The following is an 18776-nucleotide window of genomic DNA, read 5'->3' on the forward strand; positions in this document are numbered from 1 at the left end:
CAATTCTCAGGCCGGTTGTCTGGCGCTGACGAAGGCCGCAAGGCTGTCGACGCTGGCGAAATGGTTACGGGTGTCCTTTGCATCGGCATCGATCTTGATGCCATAGCGCTTCTGGATGGCCAGGCCCAGTTCGAGCGCATCCACCGAGTCCAGTCCCAGTCCTTCGCCGAATAGCGTCATATCGTTGCCGATATCTTCCGGAGTGATGTCTTCGAGGCCCAGGGCATCGATGATCAACAATTTAATGTCCTGGTGCAGATCGCTCATCTGAGGCGAGCTCCTTGGTGAAATAGTCATGCAGGTAATCGTTGAGCTTGCGGGACGCCACGGGCGGCGGACCCAGCGAACTGAAGGCGGTGGGGTCTATATCGGCACCGACGCGCAAACTGAAGTGCACGCGGCGTTGTGCAATGCGATACCAGGGCTCGGCCTTGGTCAGAGTGGTCGGCTGGACCTTGATGGTCACCGGAGTGATCATGCTCGCGCCACGCAGTGCAATGGCGGCCGCGCCCCGGTGAAAGACCGGCGGCTGACCCGGCTGGGTGCGGGTGCCTTCGGGGAAAATAATCAGTGTCTGGCCGCTTTGCAGGCGCTCCACGGCGGCATCGAGCATGTCCATGCTGCCGTCGTTGCTGATGTAACCTGCGGAGCGCACCGGGCCACGGGTGAACGAGTTTTCCCACAGGCTGCGCTTGACCACGCAATTGGCGTCACGCACCAGCCCGATCAGGAACACCACGTCGATCAATGACGGGTGGTTGGCAATGATCATCTGCCCGGGGCGGCCAAGCTTTTCGGCACCCTGTACCTCGTAGGTCAACACGCCCATGCGCGCCATGATGCGGATGAACAGCCAGAACAGGCGGCTGATGGTCCGCCTGGCGCGGCGCTGATGACTGGCTACACTGCCGGGCAGGCAACTCAGTACCGGAAAAACGAACAAGCGCAGGCACAGGCCGCTGAGCCCGAAGAGGGCAAAGCTGAAGGCGGTTGCCAGCAAACGCCAGTAATAAGCATCCTGACGTTTTTTCAGTTCTTGCGTTGCCAGTTCCATAACCGGTTATTCCAGGGGTGCAGGCAGACGGATTGATCAGTGTGCAAGGCTTGCAGCAGATTCAATGCGTGGGGCCATCGAGTCTGCGGGTTCCCTTGTGTGTCGCTGTGCAAAGACAATTCCCACTCGTTGCCGGGCGTCAGCAGCAAGCCGACCGCGTAGGGAAAGGGCACGTCATCAATCCATTGTGCATAAGCGTGTGGTGGCTGCTCTTCAGTCACCACAAGCAATACTGCTTCTGCACCCTCGGCCAACAACGCTGCGGCCTCGAACGCTCCATACTCCAGCCCGTCGCCTGCGGCGGCCAGGGCTGTCATCTCACTTGTTTCACCGCGCATGATCGACCACAGGCCAATCACTGCGTTATGCACTGAAAGGCTGAACTGGGTCGGTGAAACCGGCTCGTTCGCAGCCAGATCGCGCAGAATTTCAAACGTTCTCGGGGTTTCTCCGTGGCGCGAGACAAACACCAGCGGTACGCGCCCCAAGCCTTCAGTCAATGGCCAGCCGACGGCAAATGCCATTCTGGCCATGCGGCCCAGGCGGCGACGTTGCATGGCAGGCAGGAAAGACACGTCTGGCGCGGCATCACTGGTTTCCAGTAGCGTCGGATTGCGGCTCCATTGCAGCCAGTCGTCCGCGCTCGCCAGGCCCGGAGCCCAGGCATGCCATCGTGCAATGTTGAAGGTGATCAAAACTTCTCTTCCCGCCCCTGCGGGCTCGTTTCTCGCTACATCGATATCAGGTAGATATCAGCCTGGGTGCGGTAATTTGACCGAGTGCGCGCATTATCCCGATGGGGGTCATTACTAGCAAATTTGTTACATAAAAAATCGTTTACAGACGTGTATTTTAAAGTTCAAGTCTGGCTTTAGGATGACAGGCAGGTACGTGCCGTTTTGCGATAAGCTCGCTGTTGTCATATGTACTGCCTAGACTCTACACCTCTTAAGGTCGTTATCGGCCACACCTGCTGTTTCTTCATCTGTCAAGGAACCCAAAGCATGCGTCGCGTGGTATTCAATCAGAAGGGCGGTGTAGGCAAATCGAGCATCGCCTGCAATCTGGCTGCAGTCAGCGCTCACGAAGGCTATCGGACGTTGTTGATCGATCTCGATGCCCAAGCCAACTCGACTCAGTACCTCACCGGCCTTACCGGTCAGGATATTCCGATGGGTATTGCCGAGTTCTTCAAGAACACACTGTCAGCAGCACCGTTCGCCAAGAAAAACCACGTCGATATCTATGAAACACCGTTCGATAACCTGCATGTGGTCACGGCCACTGCCGAGCTTGCCGACTTGCAGCCCAAACTTGAGGCAAAGCACAAGATCAACAAGCTGCGCAAACTGCTCGACGAACTGAGTGAGGATTACGAGCGGATTTATCTGGATACGCCGCCAGCACTGAACTTTTATGCGGTTTCGGCGCTTATTGCGTCTGATCGTGTATTGATTCCGTTCGACTGCGACAGCTTTTCCCGACAGGCGCTGTACGGACTGATGCGCGAGATCGAGGAGCTGAAAGAGGATCACAACGAAGATCTTCAGGTTGAAGGCATCATCGTCAACCAGTTCCAGCCCCGAGCCAGCCTGCCGCAGCAGATGCTCGACGAGCTGATAGCCGAGGGGCTGCCGGTGTTGCCGGTCTACCTGGGCGCATCGGTGAAAATGCGTGAGTCGCATCAGGCCAGCCTGCTGCTGATCCACCTGGACCCCCGTCACAAGCTGACGCAGCAGTTCGTTGACCTGCATCACTTGCTGGAGACCAATGCCCATCCGTGATGGGTATGCACCGCGCGTAGCACTCAGCGTTATACACAAGTCCGCTTTTGATTCTGGCCGAAGGCCGTGGGAGTGAACTTGTTCACGAAAGGGCCGGTATAGTCACAGAAAATGTATCGTCTGAACTACCGTATTCGCGAACAAGTTCGCTCCCACGCCCTGCGGGCAGAAGCCAATCTGTGAGCATCTCAAGACTTATGCATAACGCTCAGACACAGAAATCATCGTGGCCGGAGCACCTCGGGCGTATAGCTGCCGTCTCTCAATGAGCAGGCCAGGTGCTCTGCATGCAGCCGCGCGGCCGAGGCCAGTTCGGTGGAGATGGTGACAGCAGCGTCCATGTCGGCCTGAACGTGTTCCTGCGAGGCGCTCAGGCGGTTGCTGCCGGGTTTGCAGCCGCACTCCACTGCATGTCCCTGCGTGGCAACCGCCACCAGATCGTCGACATATGTCGGGTTGCCCTGGGCAATGAAACCAATTTCCCCGCATGCCGGACACCACACCGGGTCGCCCATGCGGGCCACGCGACGCAGGTCAATGACCTCGCTTGCCGATGCGGCCAGCACAAAGCCGCCCGTGGTGGTGAGATCGCCTTCCCTGACTATGAACGACATGGCAGTGCTTCCTTTGAGTTCTGGAAGCCTGAAGGCTAGGCGTAAAACCGCTACTCAGGTGCGCAGAAGTTCTGTTAAAGACCGGTCCTACACAAAGATCAGCAGGGCGTTTCGCGGATGTTACGGGCACCAATAAAGGTGATCAAAAAACGAACACTTTTACTATCGTTACTCCAGCCGTAACGATTCGCCTCGCTGCTTGATTGATGCGTGCCCCTATCGCTCCTAAGGTGGCCCACGACAGCAAAATCGTGGAGCGATCATGACAACAACTTCCCCCGACGCACACTGGACACGTCGTCGCACCGAGAAGCAGCGGCGTCTGGAGCAGGTGCGGGCGCTGGCCGATGGCGTAGTGCTGCCGACCGACAAGATTGTCGCGGCGCTGGAGGCCTTGCTGGTTTCCGGTGATCGGGTGGTGCTTGAGGGCAACAACCAGAAGCAGGCGGACTTCCTGTCCCGCGCGCTGGCCAAAGTCGATCCGGGCAAGGTGCATGACCTGCACATGATCATGCCGAGCGTTGGCCGCGCCGAGCATCTGGACCTTTTCGAGCAAGGCATCGCACGCAAACTGGACTTCTCGTTTGCCGGCACACAAAGCCTGCGCATCAGCCAACTGCTGGAAGACGGCCTGTTGGAAATCGGTGCGATCCACACCTACATCGAACTGTATTCGCGGCTGGTGGTGGACCTGATCCCCAACGTGGTGCTGGCCGCAGGCTTCATGGCCGACCGGGCAGGCAACATCTACACCGGCCCGAGCACCGAAGACACCCCCGCGCTGATCGAGCCGGCTGCGTTCAGCGATGGCATCGTCATCGTTCAGGTCAATCAATTGGTGGATGACGTCAGCGAACTGCCTCGGGTGGACATTCCGGCCTCGTGGGTCGATTTTGTGGTGGTGGCCGACAAGCCGTTCTACATCGAGCCGCTGTTCACCCGCGACCCACGCCACATCAAGCCGGTGCACGTATTGATGGCGATGATGGCGATTCGCGGCATCTACGAAAAACACAACGTTCAGTCGCTGAACCACGGCATTGGCTTCAATACCGCAGCCATTGAACTGATTCTGCCGACTTACGGCGAGTCGCTGGGCCTCAAGGGCAAGATCTGCCGTAACTGGACGCTTAACCCGCATCCGACACTGATCCCGGCCATCGAAAGCGGTTGGGTCGAGAGCGTGCATTGCTTCGGCACCGAACTGGGCATGGAAAACTACATTGCTGCGCGCCCGGATGTGTTCTTCACCGGGCGCGATGGCTCGCTGCGTTCCAATCGCCAACTCTGTCAGCTGGCTGGCCAATATGCCGTTGACCTGTTTATCGGCGCGACTTTGCAGGTGGATGGAGACGGGCATTCCTCGACCGTCACCCGTGGCAGGCTGGCAGGTTTTGGCGGCGCACCGAACATGGGCCATGATCCGCGCGGCCGACGTCATGCCACCCCGGCATGGCTGGACATGCGCCAACAGAACGAGAGCGGCCCGGATGCCTATCTGGAGCGCGGCAAAAAGCTCGTGGTGCAGATGGTCGAGACGTTTCAGGAGGGCGGCAAGCCGACCTTCGTTGAAACGCTGGACGCTGTAGAAGTGGCGAAGAAAAGCGGCATGCCGCTGGCACCGATCATGATCTACGGCGACGACGTCACTCATTTGTTGACCGAAGAAGGCATCGCCTACCTCTACAAGGCGCGCAGCCTGGAAGAGCGTCAGGCGATGATTGCCGCCGTGGCGGGCGTGACCGTGATCGGCTTGCGCCATAACCCGAAAGACACCGCACGTATGCGTCGTGAAGGGTTGATCGCGCTGCCGGAAGACCTCGGCATCCGGCGCACCGATGCCAGCCGTGAACTGCTTGCGGCCAAGAGCATTGCCGATCTGGTTCAGTGGTCCGGTGGTTTGTACAGCCCGCCTGCCAAATTCAGGAGTTGGTGATGAGCGCACTTCAATTGACACCGCTAGCTGCTTCGCTTGCCGAGCGACTGGCCGATCTGGCCGTCGATGCCCTGATCGCCGAAGCCGACCTGTCGCCCAAACCTGCACTGGTGGACCGGCGTGGCAGCGGCGCACACACCGACCTGCACCTGGGCCTGATGCACTCCTCGGCGCTGTCACTGTGGCCGACCTTCAAGTTAATGGCTGACGCCGCTGGGCAATTCAACACAGTGGGCCAGCCATTACGTGAGGCGCTCGGCCGTCTCGGTCGCGAAGGTGAAGCGACGATGCTGCGCACCACCCTGGGCGTGAATACTCATCGAGGTGCGATCTGGGCGCTGGGCCTGCTGGTGACAGCTGCCGCGCTGGATGCCCGCAACTGCGCACCCGAAGCCGTCTTCGCGCGGGCTGCCAGCCTGGCGCAGATCAAGGACCGCCAGGTGCTCGTGCAAGGCAGTCACGGTAATGAAGTGGTTCGCCGTTACGGTGTAATGGGCGCCCGGGAACAGGCGCAGCAAGGCTTCCCGGCAGTCAGGGATTTCGCCTTGCCGCAACTGCAACGCAGTCGCGCGGCGGGCAGTGGCGAGCAGAACGCCCGGCTGGATGCGCTGCTGGCGATCATGACCACCCTGTCCGACACCTGCGTGCTGCATCGTGCCGGTATCGAAGGCTTGCACACCATGCAGCGCGGCGCTCAGCACGTGCTGGACGTTGGCGGCAGTGCCAGCCTTGCCGGGCGCCGCGCACTGAACCAACTGGATCAGCAACTGCTGGCGCTGAATGCTTCGCCTGGCGGCGCGGCTGATCTGCTGGCTGCCTGCCTGTTTATCGACGGCCTGGAGCCTGCGCTCGGCCGTGTTTCGAGGAGTGTCTGAAATGGAAACCCTGTCTTTTGAATTCCCTGCCGGACAGCCGCCCAAAGGCCGCGCGCTGGTAGGTGTGGTTGGCTCGGGCGATCTGGAAGTGCTGCTGGAGCCCGGTTCGCCAGGCAAGCTATCAATTCAGGTGGTGACCTCGGTCAACGGTGCCTCGCTGCGTTGGAAACATCTTTTCGAGCGCATGTTCGACGGCCAGACCCCGCCTGCGCTGAGCATCGACATCCACGACTTCGGGGCCACGCCCGGCGTGGTGCGCTTGCGTCTGGATCAGGGCTTCGAGGAGATCGGTCATGACTGATAACGCACGTTTGCTGAGCCAGCACAGTTTCATCGAGCTCGGTGCCCGGCAGCGCGCCCGCGCTCTGCTGGATGCCGACAGCTTCCGCGAATTGCTTGGCCCGTTTGATCGCGTCATGTCGCCCTGGCTTGCCAGACAAGGCGTTGTCCCTCAAGCCGACGATGGCGTGGTGGTTGCCAAGGGCACTGTTGACGGGCGGCCGGTAGTCATTGCGGCCATTGAAGGCTCGTTTCAGGGCGGCAGCATGGGCGAAGTCGGCGGTGCGAAAATGGCCGGTGCGCTTGAGCTGGCCGCCGAAGACAACCGCAACGGTATTCCCACCGCAGCCATCGTGCTGCTGGAAACCGGTGGTGTGCGTTTGCAGGAAGCCAATCTGGGTCTGGCGGCGATTGCCGAGATTCATGCCGCGATGGTCGACTTGCGTCAGTACCAGCCGGTAATCGGCGTAGTGGCGGGCAGCGTCGGCTGTTTTGGCGGGATGTCCATTGCTGCGGGCTTGTGCAGCTATTTGCTGGTGACCCAGGAAGCCCGCTTGGGCCTGAACGGCCCGCAGGTGATCGAGCAGGAAGCCGGCATAGAAGAATACGATTCCCGTGACCGCCCGTTTATCTGGAGCCTGACCGGTGGCGAGCAGCGGTTTGCCAGTGATCTGGTGGACGGTTTTGCCGCAGACGATGTGGCCGATATCCGGCAGCAGGTCAGCGGCTGGCTCAAGCAGGGCGTACCGGCAGCGCATCGCAGCAGCCAGTACGAACTGTTTTTGCAGCGCCTCACCAGCCTCCACACCGAAGCGCAAATCGATCCGCAGAGTGTACGTACCCTTTATCAAGGAGCCCGGTCATGAGCTATTCACAACGGGGTTTGCACTGGTTCAACGCGTTGAGCGCAGGTGCTACGCAAGTTGACGGTCTGCCTGCCTCGCTCAAGGTCGCCGATGGCTTGCTGGGCGACCAGCCAGTGCGCTTTGTGGCGGTGGTTGCCGATACCGGCAATCGTTTCCCTCGGGCGCGTCAGGGCGAGGTCGGTCTGCTGGAAGGCTGTGGCCTGGCCAAAGCTGTGGATGATGCCATCGAGCAGGACCGCGACCGCGCCGAAAAACGTGCACTGATTGCGATTGTCGATGTGCCGAGCCAGGCCTATGGTCGCCGCGAAGAAGCGCTGGGCATTCATCAGGCGCTGGCCGGTGCGGTGGACAGCTATGCGCGGGCGCGTCTTGCTGGGCATGCGGTGATTGGTCTGCTGGTCGGCAAGGCTATGTCCGGCGCATTTCTGGCCCACGGGTATCAGGCCAATCGGTTGATCGCACTGCGTGATCCCGGCGTGATGGTGCATGCGATGGGCAAGGCTTCCGCCGCTCGGGTAACGCTGCGCAGTGTCGAAGACCTGGAAAAGCTCGCCGCCAGCATCCCGCCAATGGCCTACGACATCGACAGCTATGCCAGCCTTGGTCTGCTGTGGGAAACCCTCTCGGTCAGCCAGATCGAGCAGCCCACTGCGGATGACCTGACTCAGGTTCGCAATGTCCTCAGCAGTGCGATCAGAGACGTACGGGCCAGCGGGGTCGACCTGAGCAGCCGCCTGGGCGCGAGCAATCGTGCGGCATCGGCCACCGTACGCCAGTTGCTGCGGGCGCAATGGTGATCGACAGCGCTTGCGCAGTACTGCCCCATGATTTGCTGTGGGGCATGCCACTGTCTGCCTTGCCGGACGATGCGCCCAAATGGGCGGTTGAAACGGTGTTGGCCGGGCAGCCGGTCGTGGTGCGTCGGCAGGCCATGCCAGCCGGTCAGGTGGCCGTAGGGTTGCGCGGCTACGGTCGTGAGCAGCGCTATGCCGCGAGCATGCTGCTGGCTGATGTCTATCGGCGGGTAATCCCCGAGCAACTGGTCTTGTGCCCGACCGAGAATACTCAGGACTGGCCCGCATTGCGTGCCTTGCGCCAGGTCCGCCCGGTGATGGATGCGCTGGAACTGGTCTGGGGTGTCGGTGGCAGCGCCGGGTTCGAATTGGCCAGTGGTATTGCGGCGTTGAATCAGGACAGCGATCTGGACCTGATTTTGCGTACGTCTGAGCCGTTAAGTCGCAGTTGCGCAGCCGAATTGGTCGAGGCGCTGGAAACATCGGTCTGCCGGGTCGATGTGCAGCTGCAACTCGATCATGGCGCTGTGGCGCTGCGTGAATGGGCGCGCCCGGCGGGGCGGGTGTTGCTCAAGACCGCAGCAGGGGCGCGGCTGGTTGCAGATCCGTGGCATCTGATCGGGGCGTGCGCATGAGCAGCCTGTGGGTGTTTCCCGGTCAGGGCGCGCAGCAGGCCGGCATGCTGCATCAATTACCCGACGCCCCTGTCGTCCACGATTGCCTGCAGGAAGCTGCCGATGCTCTGGGCGAAGACGTACTGGCGCTGGACAGCACTCAGGCGCTGCAAGCGACCCGCGCCGTCCAGCTTTGCCTGTTGATCGCCGGTGTCGCCTGCGCCCGTCTGTTGCAGGCGCGTGACTGTGTGCCGGATTACGTTGCAGGGTTGTCCATCGGCGCTTATCCGGCAGCGGTGATCTCCGGGGCGCTGGCCTTTGACGATGCCGTGCGCCTGGTCGCGTTGCGCGGCGAGTTGATGCAGAACGCCTGGCCCGAAGGTTATGGCATGACTGCGGTGATCGGTCTGGACCAGACACAGGTCGAGGCGCTGATCAGGCAAGTACACAGCCCGCAAATGCCGGTGTTTCTCGCCAATATCAACGCCGACAACCAGATGGTGATCTCGGGCAGCGTCGAGGCGATGCAGCAGGTCAGTCATTTGGCCAAGGCGTCGGGGGCCGCGGCGGTCAAGCGTCTTGCGGTCAGCGTGCCGTCGCATTGCGCCTTGCTGGAAGCTCCCGCGCAGCAACTGGCAGAAGCCTTTTCAAGGGTTGCGTTGCAGGCGCCGAAGATACGTTACCTCAGCGGCAGCACGGCGCGTCCGCTGCTGAATGCCGAAAAACTGCGTGATGACCTGGCCTTCAACATGTGCCGGGTCATCGACTGGCGCAGCACCGTGGAAACTGCCTGGGAGCGAGGCGTGCGCCTGCACATCGAATTGCCGCCCGGTGCCGTGTTGACCGGGCTGGCGCGCAAAGTCTTCCAGCAAGGAACAGCGCTGGCCTTTCAGGCTGCGCGTCTGGACAGCCTGATCGCGCTGTCGCACGAGGAGGTTCGCCGCACTCCATAGAGCCGCCGTGCAGCTGCTACGAAGGACAAAAACAACAACTTCAGCAATGCAAACAGAGGAATAACAACAATGATTATCTATGGTGTTGCACTACTGGCTATCTGCACGCTCGCGGGCGTGATTCTCGGTGACATGCTCGGCGTTCTGCTGGGCGTGAAATCCAATGTGGGCGGGGTCGGGATCGCCATGATCCTGTTGATCTGCGCACGTCTGTGGATGCAGAAACACGGCGGCATGACCAAGGACTGCGAAATGGGCGTGGGTTTCTGGGGCGCGCTGTACATACCGGTCGTGGTGGCGATGGCCGCGCAACAAAACGTTGTGACCGCACTCAAGGGCGGGCCGGTGGCGGTATTGGCCGCTGTCGGTTCTGTGGTGCTCTGCGCCTGCACCATCGCAGTGATCAGCCGCACCAATCGCGGCGAGCCTTTACCCAAGGAAGAGCCGCTGCTGACGCCTGTGATCAAGCCTGAAATAGCCCCGGCTGGAGGTCGCTGATATGTGGGACCTCATCGAGAAAGGACTTGAACACAACGGGCTGATCACCGCATTTGCCTTCGTCGGTATCATCATGTGGGTCTCGGTGGTGCTTTCAAAGCGCCTGACGTTCGGCCGGGTGCATGGCTCGGCCATCGCGATTGTCATCGGGCTGATTCTGGCCTGGGTCGGCGGCACGTTGACCGGCGGCCAGAAGGGGCTTGCCGATATGGCGCTGTTCTCAGGCATCGGCCTGATGGGCGGGGCGATGTTGCGTGACTTCGCCATCGTGGCGACTGCCTTTGAAGTGCAGGCAACCGAGGCACGCAAGGCCGGGCTGATCGGAGCAATTGCCTTGCTGTTGGGCACGATTCTGCCGTTTATCGTGGGCGCGAGCATTGCCTGGGTGTTTGGCTACCGCGATGCAATCAGCATGACCACCATTGGCGCGGGTGCTGTGACCTACATCGTCGGCCCGGTGACCGGTGCTGCGTTGGGTGCGACCTCCGACGTGATGGCCCTGTCGATTGCCACCGGCCTGATCAAGGCGATTCTGGTGATGGTCGGTACGCCCGTGGCGGCGCGCTGGATGGGGCTGGACAACCCGCGTTCGGCGATGGTTTTCGGTGGTCTGGCGGGTACTGTCAGCGGCGTTACCGCAGGGCTGGCGGCAACGGATCGGCGTCTGGTGCCTTATGGCGCGCTGACCGCCACTTTTCATACCGGACTGGGCTGTCTGTTGGGGCCGTCGGTGCTGTATTTCATCGTGCGCGCAATCGTCGGTTAGATCCCTTCGATCAGGTCGCCTGCTCCAGCAGGCGATTCGCATACATCCGACACTCGGCCAGCAGCGCCAGCAGGTTAGGGTCTCGCTCTCTGGACTTGAGAAAGACCATGCCGATGTGTTGCTGCATCCGGTAGCGGCTCTGCAATGGAATCAGCCGCACGCGGTTTTCATACACTGCGGCTATGCGCCCCGGCAGCAGCGCATAGCCGACGCCGGAACTGACCATGCTCAGCAGGGTGAAGATGTCATTGACCTGCATCGCTACTTTGGGCTCGAACCCGGCCTGCTGAAACACCCGTATGCCATCGCGATGAGTGGCAAAGCCTTGGGTGAGGGTGATAAATGTCGCTTCACGCAGGTCGCTGAGATCCACCTCGCTGTGCTCGGCAAACGGCGAATCGGTGGGCACAGCCAGGAAGATATCGTCGGAAAACAACGCCAGCTGCTCGCAGTCCGGGTCATGGGTGCTTTCATCAAGCGACACCAGCATGGCGTCGACTTCCATGTTCTTGAGCTTGTACAGCAGGTCCATGTTCGAACCCAGAATCAGATCGATATTCAGCTCGCTGCGGCGGATTTTCAGGCCCATGATCAGCTGCGGCACCGTCTTGACGGTCAGTGAATACAAAGCCCCAAGGCGGAAGCGTGCCGCCGAAAAGCCTGCCGCCTGACGGGTCAGCTCTACGGTGGCGAGCACATCCTGCACCAGCTTCTGCGCACGCTCTTCCAGCACATACGCGCTTTCCAGCGGCGTAAGGTTGCGGCCTTCGTGTTTGAACAGCGGGCAACGCAGGGCGCTTTCCAACGAGTGAATGGCGCGGTGCACGCTGACGTTGCTGGTCTGCAACTCCTCCGCCGCCCGCGCCAGATTGCCGGTGCGCATGAAGGCCAGGAATATTTCCAGTTTCTTGAGCGTCAGTTCGTCATCGATCTGCATGTCGTGGCGCTGGTTATTGATGTGCGCTGATTGTGCACAAGTCGTGCGCCGATAGCTGCTTAAAATATCCGTCACTGAAACAGGGTGTTGCGATTTGTTTCAATAACCGCGAGCCTCTGCTCCCAGTGTTTTGCCACAAGAGGGTATTGAGCGGATGTATTACGGAGAAAAATTCAACGCCTGGTCCCACCTGGTGGGCGCAGTACTGGCCGGTGTCGGCGCAATCTGGCTATTGGTGATGGCGAGTCTGCACGGCGATGTCTGGAAGGTGGTCAGCATTGCGATCTATGGCGCCTGTCTGGTCACGCTGTACAGCGTTTCGACGATCTACCACAGCGTCAAGGGCCGTTCGAAATCGATCATGCAGAAGGTCGATCACTTTTCGATCTACCTGATGATTGCGGGCAGTTACACGCCGTTCTGTCTAGTGACATTGCGCGGCGCATGGGGCTGGACCCTGTTCGGAATTGTCTGGGGGCTGGCGCTGATCGGCATTGTGCAGGAGATAAAACCCCGCTCTGAAGCGCGAATCATGTCCATCGTGATCTACGCCGTGATGGGCTGGATCGTCCTCGTGGCGGTCAAACCACTGATTGCTGCGCTCGGCCTGGCGGGCTTCATCTGGCTGGCCGGCGGCGGTGTGCTGTACACCGTCGGCATTCTGTTCTTCGCCTACGACCAGATCCGCCACTTTCACGGCATCTGGCACCTGTTCGTCATTGGCGGCAGTTTGATGCACTTCGTGGCGATTTGTTTTTATGTGCTGTGAAAATGGCCAGGTTCAGGCCTCAATGGCTGGGTAAATGCAAATCCTTGTGGGAGCGAGCCGGTGTCTGATTCTGAGCGTGCAGCGCGTTTGAGGACGCATCAAATGATCAAAAATCGCCCCACAGCTGTTGCGCCACGCTGAGCGCGACCACCGGGGCGGTTTCAGTGCGCAGAACGCGCGGGCCGAGGCGCGCGGCGTGGAAGCCAGCGGCTTGCGCCTGATCGACTTCTGCGTCGTTCAAGCCGCCTTCCGGACCAATCAGGAAGGCCAGGCTGGCTGGCTTGTCATGGCTGGTCAGCGGCTCGGCCACCGGGTGCAGGACCAGTTTCAGGTCGGCCTCGGTATGCTTGATCCACTCGGCCAGCGGCATCGGCGCATGAATTACCGGCACCACCGAGCGACCGCACTGCTCGCAGGCGCTGATTGCGATCTGTTGCCAATGCGCCTGGCGCTTCTCGGCGCGCTCGTCCTTGAGACGCACCTCACAGCGCTCGCTGACAATCGGGGTAATTTCGCCGACGCCCAGCTCGGTAGCCTTCTGAATAGCCCAGTCCATGCGTTCACCACGCGACAGGCCCTGGCCCAGATGAATGCGCAGCCCTGACTCGACTTGCCCGGCAAAGCTTTCGGTCAGTTGCACATGCACGCGCTTCTTGCCGACTTCCAGCAAGGTGCCGCGAAACTCCTGGCCCGATCCGTCGAACAGTTGCAGCGCGTCACCTTCGGTCATGCGCAGCACGCGGCTGATGTAATGCGCCTGGGCCTCAGGCAGTTCGTGCTCGCCCAGGCTAAGCGGCGCTTCAGTAAAAAAGCGGGAGAGTCTCATGGTGTGTCTCGGTTCCGGTGTTGTTTTGTGATGGCCCTTTCGCGGACAAGTCCGCTCCCACATTAATGCGGTGTTGCCCGGTCCGCTCGTGGGAGCGGACTTGTCCGCGAAGGCGTCAGTCGCGGCGCCGCAAATTCCAGCCCTAGCCCGGATCTCTGAAATCCGGATGAAAGTTCTCGCGCACGGCAACACTGACACTGCTGCGCGTAGCGATATCAATGCCCTCGGTGGCCACCTCGGCCAGAAAGTCGATCTGCTCCGGGGTAATCACGTACGGCGGCAGAAAATACACCACACTGCCCAGTGGTCGCAGCAATGCACCGCGCTCCAGCGCATGCTGAAAGACCTTCATGCCACGTCGTTCCTGCCACGGGTAGGCGGTCTTGGTGGCTTTGTCCTGAACCATTTCGATAGCGATGGCCATGCCGGTCTGACGCACTTCCGCGACGTGCGGATGATCGGCCAGATGCGCCGTGGCTGTCGCCATACGCTGCGCCAGGGCCTTGTTGTTCTCGATGACGTTGTCCTGCTCGAAGATATCCAGTGTCGCCAGCGCCGCAGCACAGGCCAGCGGGTTGCCGGTGTAACTGTGTGAGTGCAGAAACGCGCGCAGGGTCGGGTAGTCGTCGTAGAACGCGTCGTACACATCGTCGGTGGTCAGACAGGCTGCCAGCGGCAGGTAACCACCGGTCAGGGCCTTGGACAGGCAGAGGAAATCCGGGCGGATACCCGCTTGTTCACAGGCGAACATGGTGCCGGTGCGGCCGAAACCCACGGCGATTTCATCGTGGATCAGGTGCACGCCGTAGCGGTCGCAGGCTTCGCGCAGCAGCTTGAGGTAGACCGGGTGATACATGCGCATGCCGCCTGCGCCCTGAATCAGCGGTTCGACGATTACTGCTGCAACGCTGGCATGGTGTTCGGCGAGGGTCTGTTCCATGGCGGCGAACATGTTGCGCGAATGCTCTTCCCAGCTCATGCCGTCCGGGCGGTGATAGCAGTCGGGGCTCGGTACCTTGATGGTGTCGAGCAGCAGCGCCTTGTAGGTTTCGGTAAACAGCGGCACGTCGCCCACCGACATCGCCGCCATAGTCTCGCCGTGGTAGCTGTTGGTCAGGGTGACGAAGCGTTTCTTGTCCGGCTGGCCGCGATTGAGCCAGTAGTGAAAGCTCATCTTCAGCGCGACTTCAATGCACGATGAGCCATTGTCGGCGTAGAAGCAGCGGGTCAGGCCTTCGGGCGTGAGTTTAACCAGCCGCTCGGACAGCTCGATGACCGGCTGGTGACTGAAACCGGCAAGAATCACGTGCTCCAGCTGGTCGACCTGATCCTTGATGCGCTGGTTGATGCGCGGGTTGGCGTGCCCGAAAACGTTGACCCACCAGGAACTGACAGCGTCCAGATAACGCTTGCCTTCGAAGTCTTCAAGCCATACGCCTTCACCGCGCTTGATCGGTATCAACGGCAGATTTTCGTGGTCTTTCATCTGGGTGCAGGGGTGCCACAGGACCTTCAGGTCACGTTGCATCCACTGGTCATTGAGGCCCATTTTCAATCTCCGGGTAGCGACTCGCCTGATGCGAGGACGAACAATCGCGCAAGCCTATGCAATGCCCGGCTGCGGAACAACCTTTGATGCAGTTTTAACGGCTGATGGACATTGCTGGCGGCTATTTGATGGCTCGCGTATCCTGCGCAGCAAGTCGATGTGCCGGGCTGACTTGCCCAATCTTCCCTATGTTTTCTGGAGTTCGCCGAATGCTTTCTGGGTGGCTGCGCGCCTGTGCGCTGATAGTGGCAGGGTTGGTCAGCGTTTCGACGCTCGCCGATGAAAAACAACGAACCGCCATTGTCGTCGGTGGTGGTCTGGCAGGCTTGACCGCTGCCTATGAACTGCAGGCCAAAGGCTGGCAGGTGACGCTACTGGAAGCCAAGCCCAGCCTGGGCGGACGTTCCGGTCTGGCGCCCAGCGAGTGGATCGGCAACACCAAGGCTCAGCCGGTGCTGAACCGCTACCTGGACAGCTTCAAGCTGACGACCGTGCCCGCGCCTGAATTCGTGCGCACGCCCGGCTACCTGATCGACGGTGTGTACTTCACCCAGGCTGACCTGGCCATCAAACAGCCTGCGACCGCCGAAGCCATCAAGCGCTACAACGACACGCTGGATAACCTCGCGCGCTCGGTTGACGACCCGGAAAACCCGGCGTCCAACAGCACCTTGTTCGCGCTGGACCAGATCAACGTCGCCAACTGGCTGGACCGCCTGAACCTGCCGGCCACGGCGCGTCAGTTGATCAACCAGCAGATCCGTACCCGCTACGACGAGCCTTCGCGCCTGTCGTTGCTGTACCTCGCCCAGCAATCGCGGGTTTATCGCTCGGTCGACGAGCGTGACTTGCGTGCTGCGCGCCTGCCCGGTGGCAGTGCGGTGCTGACCCAGGCGTTCGTCAAGCAGCTCAAGACCGTCAAGACCAACTCGCCGGTGACGGCAGTCGTTCAGGAAAAGGACAAGGTCACCGTCAAGGCTGGCGCAACCAGCTACACCGCAGATTACGTGGTTATGGCCGTACCGCTGCGCTCGCTGGGCAAGATCCAGATGACACCTGCGCTGGACGCTCAGCACATGGGTGCGATCAAGAGCACCAACTACGGCTGGCGCGACCAGATCATGCTCAAGTTCAAGACTCCGGTCTGGGACAGCAAGGCACGCATGTCCGGTGAAGTGTTCAGCAACACCGGTCTGGGCATGCTGTGGGTAGAGCCCGCGCTCAAGGGCGGCGCCAACGTGGTGATCAACCTGTCCGGCGACAACGCACGCATCATGCAGGCCTTCGGCGACAAGCAGATGGTTGATCAGGTATTGATCCGTCTGCATGCGTTCTACCCTGAAGCACGTGGCGCCTACACCGGCTATGAAATTCGCCGTTACAGCGTCGACCCGTCCACGGGTGGTTCCTACCTGGCATTCGGTCCCGGCCAGATCAGTAAATACTGGCGTCTGTGGGAGCGGCCGATTCTGCGCGTAGCCTTCGCTGGCGAGCACACCGACACCTTGTACCCCGGCACTCTGGAAGGTGCCTTGCGCAGCGGTCAGCGTGCGGCTGGTCAAGTCCAGGATCTGGCGGCTGGCAAGTCGTTCGAACCGGTCAAGGTTGCACCGCCGAAAGCGCCGGCCCCGGCTTCGCAGAAGTCCGAAGGCAATTTCTTCAGCAACATGTTTGGCGGTTCGTCCGACAAACCGGCTGAACCTGCCAAGCCGCAGGCCGACAAGCCAGGCTTCTTCTCGCGCATGTTTGGTGGTGCTGAAGAACCGGCCCCGGCACCTGCTCCGGTAGAGAAGGCTGTAGAGCTTGCTCCAGCGCCTGCACCGGCTGTTGCTCCGGCGCCCGTGGTTGCACCGGTTGTTCAGCCTGCCAAGCCGCCGGTTAAAGCCGAGCCTGCGAAGAAACCGGCGACCAAGGCTGAACCTGCGAAAAAGCCGCAGAGCAAGGAAGCCGCCAAAAAAGAAGCGGCGAAGAAAGAAGCAGCAAAAAAGGAAGCTGCGAAAAAAGAGGCAGCGAAAAAGGCTCAGAGCAAGCCGGCTCCTGCCAAAACCCCTGCTGAAACAGCGCCCGCAGACGTTAACAACTGACCGGGCAATAGCTGAGCGAAAGAGGACGCGGTGTATACCGCGTCCTTTTTTTATGCGCGCTGAATTCGTTCTGTCTATGTGGGCTGGGGATATCTGAGCGGATCATGCCGTTCATCGGTATCGAACGGCCGATGGTCATTGCAAAGTATTACTGACAGCAAATTATCGAGATGCTGCCGCAGCGAGGACAGCCTGAGATGCTGTAAAGCCTGTCAGGTGTTGGTGTAACCAGCAGAACCGGCGTACGAAAGGTCAAGCAGACCTATCGTATTGTTCGATACGTCCGAGCGAAATTTTGCGCTTTCATTCGATAGATAAAAAGCTAGTCTGGTAACACTTCTGACAAGGTACTGGTAATGCAGCTACGTAATTCATCCTCTCGCTACGGTCTGGTCAGCATGGTGCTGCACTGGGGTGTGGCTGCTGTCGTGTTTGGAATGTTTGCGCTGGGGCTGTGGATGGTCGGGCTGGATTACTACGATACGTGGCGCAAGGCGGGCCCTGATCTGCACAAGAGCATCGGCATCACGCTGTTTGCGATCATGCTGATCCGCGTGGTCTGGCGTCTGCTCAGTCCGCCACCGCCGCCGTTGACCAGCTACAGTAAGTTGACGCGCATCGGTGCTGCATTCGGCCATCTGTTTTTGTACGTCGCACTGTTTGCCGTGATGTTCGCCGGGTATCTCATTTCCACCGCCGACGGCGTGGGGATTCCGGTATTCGGCCTGTTCGATGTGCCCGCGCTGGTTTCGGGCCTTCCTGATCAGGCAGAAACGGCGGGCTGGATTCACCTGTATCTGGCATGGGTCATCGTGATATTCGCGGGGCTCCATGGTCTTGCTGCATTGAAGCACCACTTCATCGATCGCGATGTGACCCTCAAGCGCATGCTGGGTCGTAATTGATTGTTCAACCAAAACGGGAATAAAAGCATGTTGAAGAAGTCTCTCGCCGCTCTGGCTCTGGGTACCGCACTGTTGTCTGCTGGCCAGGCCATGGCCGCCGACTACGTTATCGACAAGGAAGGTCAACACGCATTCGTTGACTTCAAGATCAGCCACCTGGGCTACAGCTTCATTCACGGTACCTTCAAGGACTGGGACGGCACGTTCAGCTTCGACGCTGCCAAGCCTGAAGCCAGCAAAATCAATGTCGAGCTGAAAACCGCCAGCCTGTTCACCAACCACGCCGAGCGCGACAAACACATCTCCAGCAAGGATTTCCTGGACGTTGCCAAATACCCGGAAGCCAAATTCGTTTCCACCGCAGTCAAATCGACTGGCGAGAAAACGGCTGACGTCACTGGCGACCTGACCCTGCACGGCGTGACCAAGCCAATCGTCATCAAGGCAACCTTCAACGGCGAAGGCAAGGATCCGTGGGGCGGCTACCGTGCCGGCTTCAACGGTACTTCGACGCTGAACCTGAACGACTTCGGCATCAAGGGCCCAGGCCCGACGTCGCAGACGCTGGATCTGGACATCAGCTTCGAAGGCGTACAGAAGAAGTAATTGCACGCTTGATCGACAGAACGCCGACCCTTGGGTCGGCGTTTTTGTGGGTGCGATGAAACTTCCT

Annotated in this window: 21 protein-coding genes; 14 read left to right on the top strand and 7 right to left on the bottom strand. The window is 60.2% G+C overall.

All coding sequences use genetic code 11. From position 1 onward, the window contains the following. Window positions 1–6: 6 nt before the first annotated feature. The 3 genes from AC4ANE_RS02275 to AC4ANE_RS02285 are packed head-to-tail and all read right to left on the bottom strand — an operon-like array spanning window position 7 to window position 1749. Window positions 7–267 (bottom strand): phosphopantetheine-binding protein, encoded by a 261-nt coding sequence (locus AC4ANE_RS02275; protein ID WP_002551687.1) that lies wholly within the window; start codon window positions 265–267, stop codon window positions 7–9. Continuing rightward, a complete protein-coding gene (locus tag AC4ANE_RS02280) occupies window positions 242–1054 on the bottom strand; it encodes a lysophospholipid acyltransferase family protein (protein WP_002551688.1) in 813 nt (270 codons plus the stop codon). The genes AC4ANE_RS02275 and AC4ANE_RS02280 overlap by 26 nt, the downstream gene beginning before the upstream one ends. After that, a complete protein-coding gene (locus tag AC4ANE_RS02285) occupies window positions 1030–1749 on the bottom strand; it encodes a beta-ketoacyl synthase chain length factor (RefSeq protein WP_002551689.1) in 720 nt (239 codons plus the stop codon). Before AC4ANE_RS02285 ends, AC4ANE_RS02280 begins: the two co-directional genes overlap by 25 nt. Window positions 1750–2058: 309 nt before the next feature. Here AC4ANE_RS02285 and AC4ANE_RS02290 point away from each other — a divergent pair, with 309 nt between their 5' ends. Beyond that, a complete protein-coding gene (locus AC4ANE_RS02290) occupies window positions 2059–2838 on the top strand; it encodes a ParA family protein (protein WP_002551690.1) in 780 nt (259 codons plus the stop codon). Between the two features lie 221 nt (window positions 2839–3059). Here the strand turns inward: AC4ANE_RS02290 and AC4ANE_RS02295 are convergent, their stop codons facing one another. Next, on the bottom strand, window positions 3060–3452 hold the full coding sequence (locus AC4ANE_RS02295; RefSeq protein ID WP_002551691.1) for a PAAR domain-containing protein: 393 nt from the start codon (window positions 3450–3452) through the stop codon (window positions 3060–3062). A 262-nt stretch (window positions 3453–3714) separates the two neighbouring features. On the opposite strand from AC4ANE_RS02295, the gene mdcA reads away from it, so the two are divergent. From mdcA to madM, 9 genes are all read left to right on the top strand, one after another. Continuing rightward, window positions 3715–5388, top strand: a complete 1674-nt coding sequence (gene mdcA / locus AC4ANE_RS02300) for a malonate decarboxylase subunit alpha (RefSeq protein WP_178090259.1) — start codon at window positions 3715–3717, stop codon at window positions 5386–5388. Then, the gene (locus AC4ANE_RS02305; protein WP_002551693.1) at window positions 5388–6263 is read left to right on the top strand and encodes a triphosphoribosyl-dephospho-CoA synthase; all 876 of its coding nucleotides are present in this window, start codon (window positions 5388–5390) and stop codon (window positions 6261–6263) included. The genes mdcA and AC4ANE_RS02305 overlap by 1 nt, the downstream gene beginning before the upstream one ends. 1 nt (window position 6264) lies before the next feature. After that, entirely contained in the window at window positions 6265–6564 is a 300-nt protein-coding gene (locus tag AC4ANE_RS02310; protein ID WP_002551694.1) for a malonate decarboxylase subunit delta, read from the top strand. Further along, complete coding sequence (locus tag AC4ANE_RS02315; RefSeq protein WP_002551695.1) at window positions 6557–7408, top strand: biotin-independent malonate decarboxylase subunit beta; 852 nt, start codon at window positions 6557–6559, stop codon at window positions 7406–7408. Before AC4ANE_RS02310 ends, AC4ANE_RS02315 begins: the two co-directional genes overlap by 8 nt. After that, window positions 7405–8205 (top strand): biotin-independent malonate decarboxylase subunit gamma, encoded by an 801-nt coding sequence (gene mdcE, locus AC4ANE_RS02320; RefSeq protein ID WP_002551696.1) that lies wholly within the window; start codon window positions 7405–7407, stop codon window positions 8203–8205. Before AC4ANE_RS02315 ends, mdcE begins: the two co-directional genes overlap by 4 nt. Continuing rightward, the gene (locus AC4ANE_RS02325; RefSeq protein WP_031594996.1) at window positions 8199–8837 is read left to right on the top strand and encodes a malonate decarboxylase holo-ACP synthase; all 639 of its coding nucleotides are present in this window, start codon (window positions 8199–8201) and stop codon (window positions 8835–8837) included. Before mdcE ends, AC4ANE_RS02325 begins: the two co-directional genes overlap by 7 nt. Beyond that, a complete protein-coding gene (gene mdcH / locus AC4ANE_RS02330) occupies window positions 8834–9769 on the top strand; it encodes a malonate decarboxylase subunit epsilon (RefSeq protein ID WP_002551698.1) in 936 nt (311 codons plus the stop codon). The genes AC4ANE_RS02325 and mdcH overlap by 4 nt, the downstream gene beginning before the upstream one ends. 69 nt (window positions 9770–9838) lie before the next feature. Beyond that, window positions 9839–10267 (top strand): malonate transporter subunit MadL, encoded by a 429-nt coding sequence (madL, locus tag AC4ANE_RS02335; protein WP_002551699.1) that lies wholly within the window; start codon window positions 9839–9841, stop codon window positions 10265–10267. A gap of 1 nt (window position 10268) precedes the next feature. After that, window positions 10269–11033 (top strand): malonate transporter subunit MadM, encoded by a 765-nt coding sequence (gene madM, locus AC4ANE_RS02340; RefSeq protein WP_002551700.1) that lies wholly within the window; start codon window positions 10269–10271, stop codon window positions 11031–11033. A gap of 10 nt (window positions 11034–11043) precedes the next feature. Here the strand turns inward: madM and AC4ANE_RS02345 are convergent, their stop codons facing one another. Then, complete coding sequence (locus AC4ANE_RS02345) at window positions 11044–11970, bottom strand: LysR family transcriptional regulator (protein ID WP_005731031.1); 927 nt, start codon at window positions 11968–11970, stop codon at window positions 11044–11046. Between the two features lie 154 nt (window positions 11971–12124). Here AC4ANE_RS02345 and trhA point away from each other — a divergent pair, with 154 nt between their 5' ends. Beyond that, entirely contained in the window at window positions 12125–12739 is a 615-nt protein-coding gene (trhA, locus tag AC4ANE_RS02350) for a PAQR family membrane homeostasis protein TrhA (RefSeq protein WP_002551702.1), read from the top strand. 106 nt (window positions 12740–12845) lie between these two features. On the opposite strand, the gene AC4ANE_RS02355 is transcribed toward trhA, so the two are convergent. Beyond that, a complete protein-coding gene (locus tag AC4ANE_RS02355) occupies window positions 12846–13565 on the bottom strand; it encodes a 16S rRNA (uracil(1498)-N(3))-methyltransferase (RefSeq protein ID WP_002551703.1) in 720 nt (239 codons plus the stop codon). Between the two features lie 142 nt (window positions 13566–13707). Continuing rightward, window positions 13708–15114, bottom strand: coding sequence for an adenosylmethionine--8-amino-7-oxononanoate transaminase (locus AC4ANE_RS02360; RefSeq protein WP_002551704.1), 1407 nt, complete (start codon window positions 15112–15114; stop codon window positions 13708–13710). Window positions 15115–15323: 209 nt separating this feature from the next. Here AC4ANE_RS02360 and AC4ANE_RS02365 point away from each other — a divergent pair, with 209 nt between their 5' ends. From AC4ANE_RS02365 to AC4ANE_RS02375, 3 genes are all read left to right on the top strand, one after another. Then, entirely contained in the window at window positions 15324–17198 is a 1875-nt protein-coding gene (locus AC4ANE_RS02365) for a flavin monoamine oxidase family protein (RefSeq protein WP_002551705.1), read from the top strand. Between the two features lie 356 nt (window positions 17199–17554). Beyond that, entirely contained in the window at window positions 17555–18103 is a 549-nt protein-coding gene (locus AC4ANE_RS02370) for a cytochrome b (protein ID WP_002551706.1), read from the top strand. Between the two features lie 27 nt (window positions 18104–18130). After that, window positions 18131–18709 carry a YceI family protein gene (locus tag AC4ANE_RS02375; protein WP_002551707.1) on the top strand — a complete coding sequence of 193 codons (579 nt, stop codon included), beginning with the start codon at window positions 18131–18133 and terminating at the stop codon, window positions 18707–18709. The last annotated feature ends 67 nt before the right edge of the window (window positions 18710–18776 follow it).

The organism is Pseudomonas sp. Pme6b (assembly GCF_058129925.1).

Bases quoted from the DNA above. Each gene is read 5' to 3' on its own strand.
- AC4ANE_RS02275 (WP_002551687.1), bottom strand. From the start codon at position 267: ATGAGCGATCTGCACCAGGACATTAAATTGTTGATCATCGATGCCCTG.
- AC4ANE_RS02280 (WP_002551688.1), bottom strand. From the start codon at position 1,054: ATGGAACTGGCAACGCAAGAACTGAAAAAACGTCAGGATGCTTATTAC.
- AC4ANE_RS02290 (WP_002551690.1), top strand. From the start codon at position 2,059: ATGCGTCGCGTGGTATTCAATCAGAAGGGCGGTGTAGGCAAATCGAGC.
- AC4ANE_RS02295 (WP_002551691.1), bottom strand. From the start codon at position 3,452: ATGTCGTTCATAGTCAGGGAAGGCGATCTCACCACCACGGGCGGCTTT.
- mdcA (WP_178090259.1), top strand. From the start codon at position 3,715: ATGACAACAACTTCCCCCGACGCACACTGGACACGTCGTCGCACCGAG.
- AC4ANE_RS02305 (WP_002551693.1), top strand. From the start codon at position 5,388: ATGAGCGCACTTCAATTGACACCGCTAGCTGCTTCGCTTGCCGAGCGA.
- AC4ANE_RS02310 (WP_002551694.1), top strand. From the start codon at position 6,265: ATGGAAACCCTGTCTTTTGAATTCCCTGCCGGACAGCCGCCCAAAGGC.
- AC4ANE_RS02315 (WP_002551695.1), top strand. From the start codon at position 6,557: ATGACTGATAACGCACGTTTGCTGAGCCAGCACAGTTTCATCGAGCTC.
- mdcE (WP_002551696.1), top strand. From the start codon at position 7,405: ATGAGCTATTCACAACGGGGTTTGCACTGGTTCAACGCGTTGAGCGCA.
- AC4ANE_RS02325 (WP_031594996.1), top strand. From the start codon at position 8,199: ATGGTGATCGACAGCGCTTGCGCAGTACTGCCCCATGATTTGCTGTGG.
- mdcH (WP_002551698.1), top strand. From the start codon at position 8,834: ATGAGCAGCCTGTGGGTGTTTCCCGGTCAGGGCGCGCAGCAGGCCGGC.
- madL (WP_002551699.1), top strand. From the start codon at position 9,839: ATGATTATCTATGGTGTTGCACTACTGGCTATCTGCACGCTCGCGGGC.
- madM (WP_002551700.1), top strand. From the start codon at position 10,269: ATGTGGGACCTCATCGAGAAAGGACTTGAACACAACGGGCTGATCACC.
- AC4ANE_RS02345 (WP_005731031.1), bottom strand. From the start codon at position 11,970: ATGCAGATCGATGACGAACTGACGCTCAAGAAACTGGAAATATTCCTG.
- trhA (WP_002551702.1), top strand. From the start codon at position 12,125: ATGTATTACGGAGAAAAATTCAACGCCTGGTCCCACCTGGTGGGCGCA.
- AC4ANE_RS02355 (WP_002551703.1), bottom strand. From the start codon at position 13,565: ATGAGACTCTCCCGCTTTTTTACTGAAGCGCCGCTTAGCCTGGGCGAG.
- AC4ANE_RS02360 (WP_002551704.1), bottom strand. From the start codon at position 15,114: ATGGGCCTCAATGACCAGTGGATGCAACGTGACCTGAAGGTCCTGTGG.
- AC4ANE_RS02365 (WP_002551705.1), top strand. From the start codon at position 15,324: ATGCTTTCTGGGTGGCTGCGCGCCTGTGCGCTGATAGTGGCAGGGTTG.
- AC4ANE_RS02370 (WP_002551706.1), top strand. From the start codon at position 17,555: ATGCAGCTACGTAATTCATCCTCTCGCTACGGTCTGGTCAGCATGGTG.
- AC4ANE_RS02375 (WP_002551707.1), top strand. From the start codon at position 18,131: ATGTTGAAGAAGTCTCTCGCCGCTCTGGCTCTGGGTACCGCACTGTTG.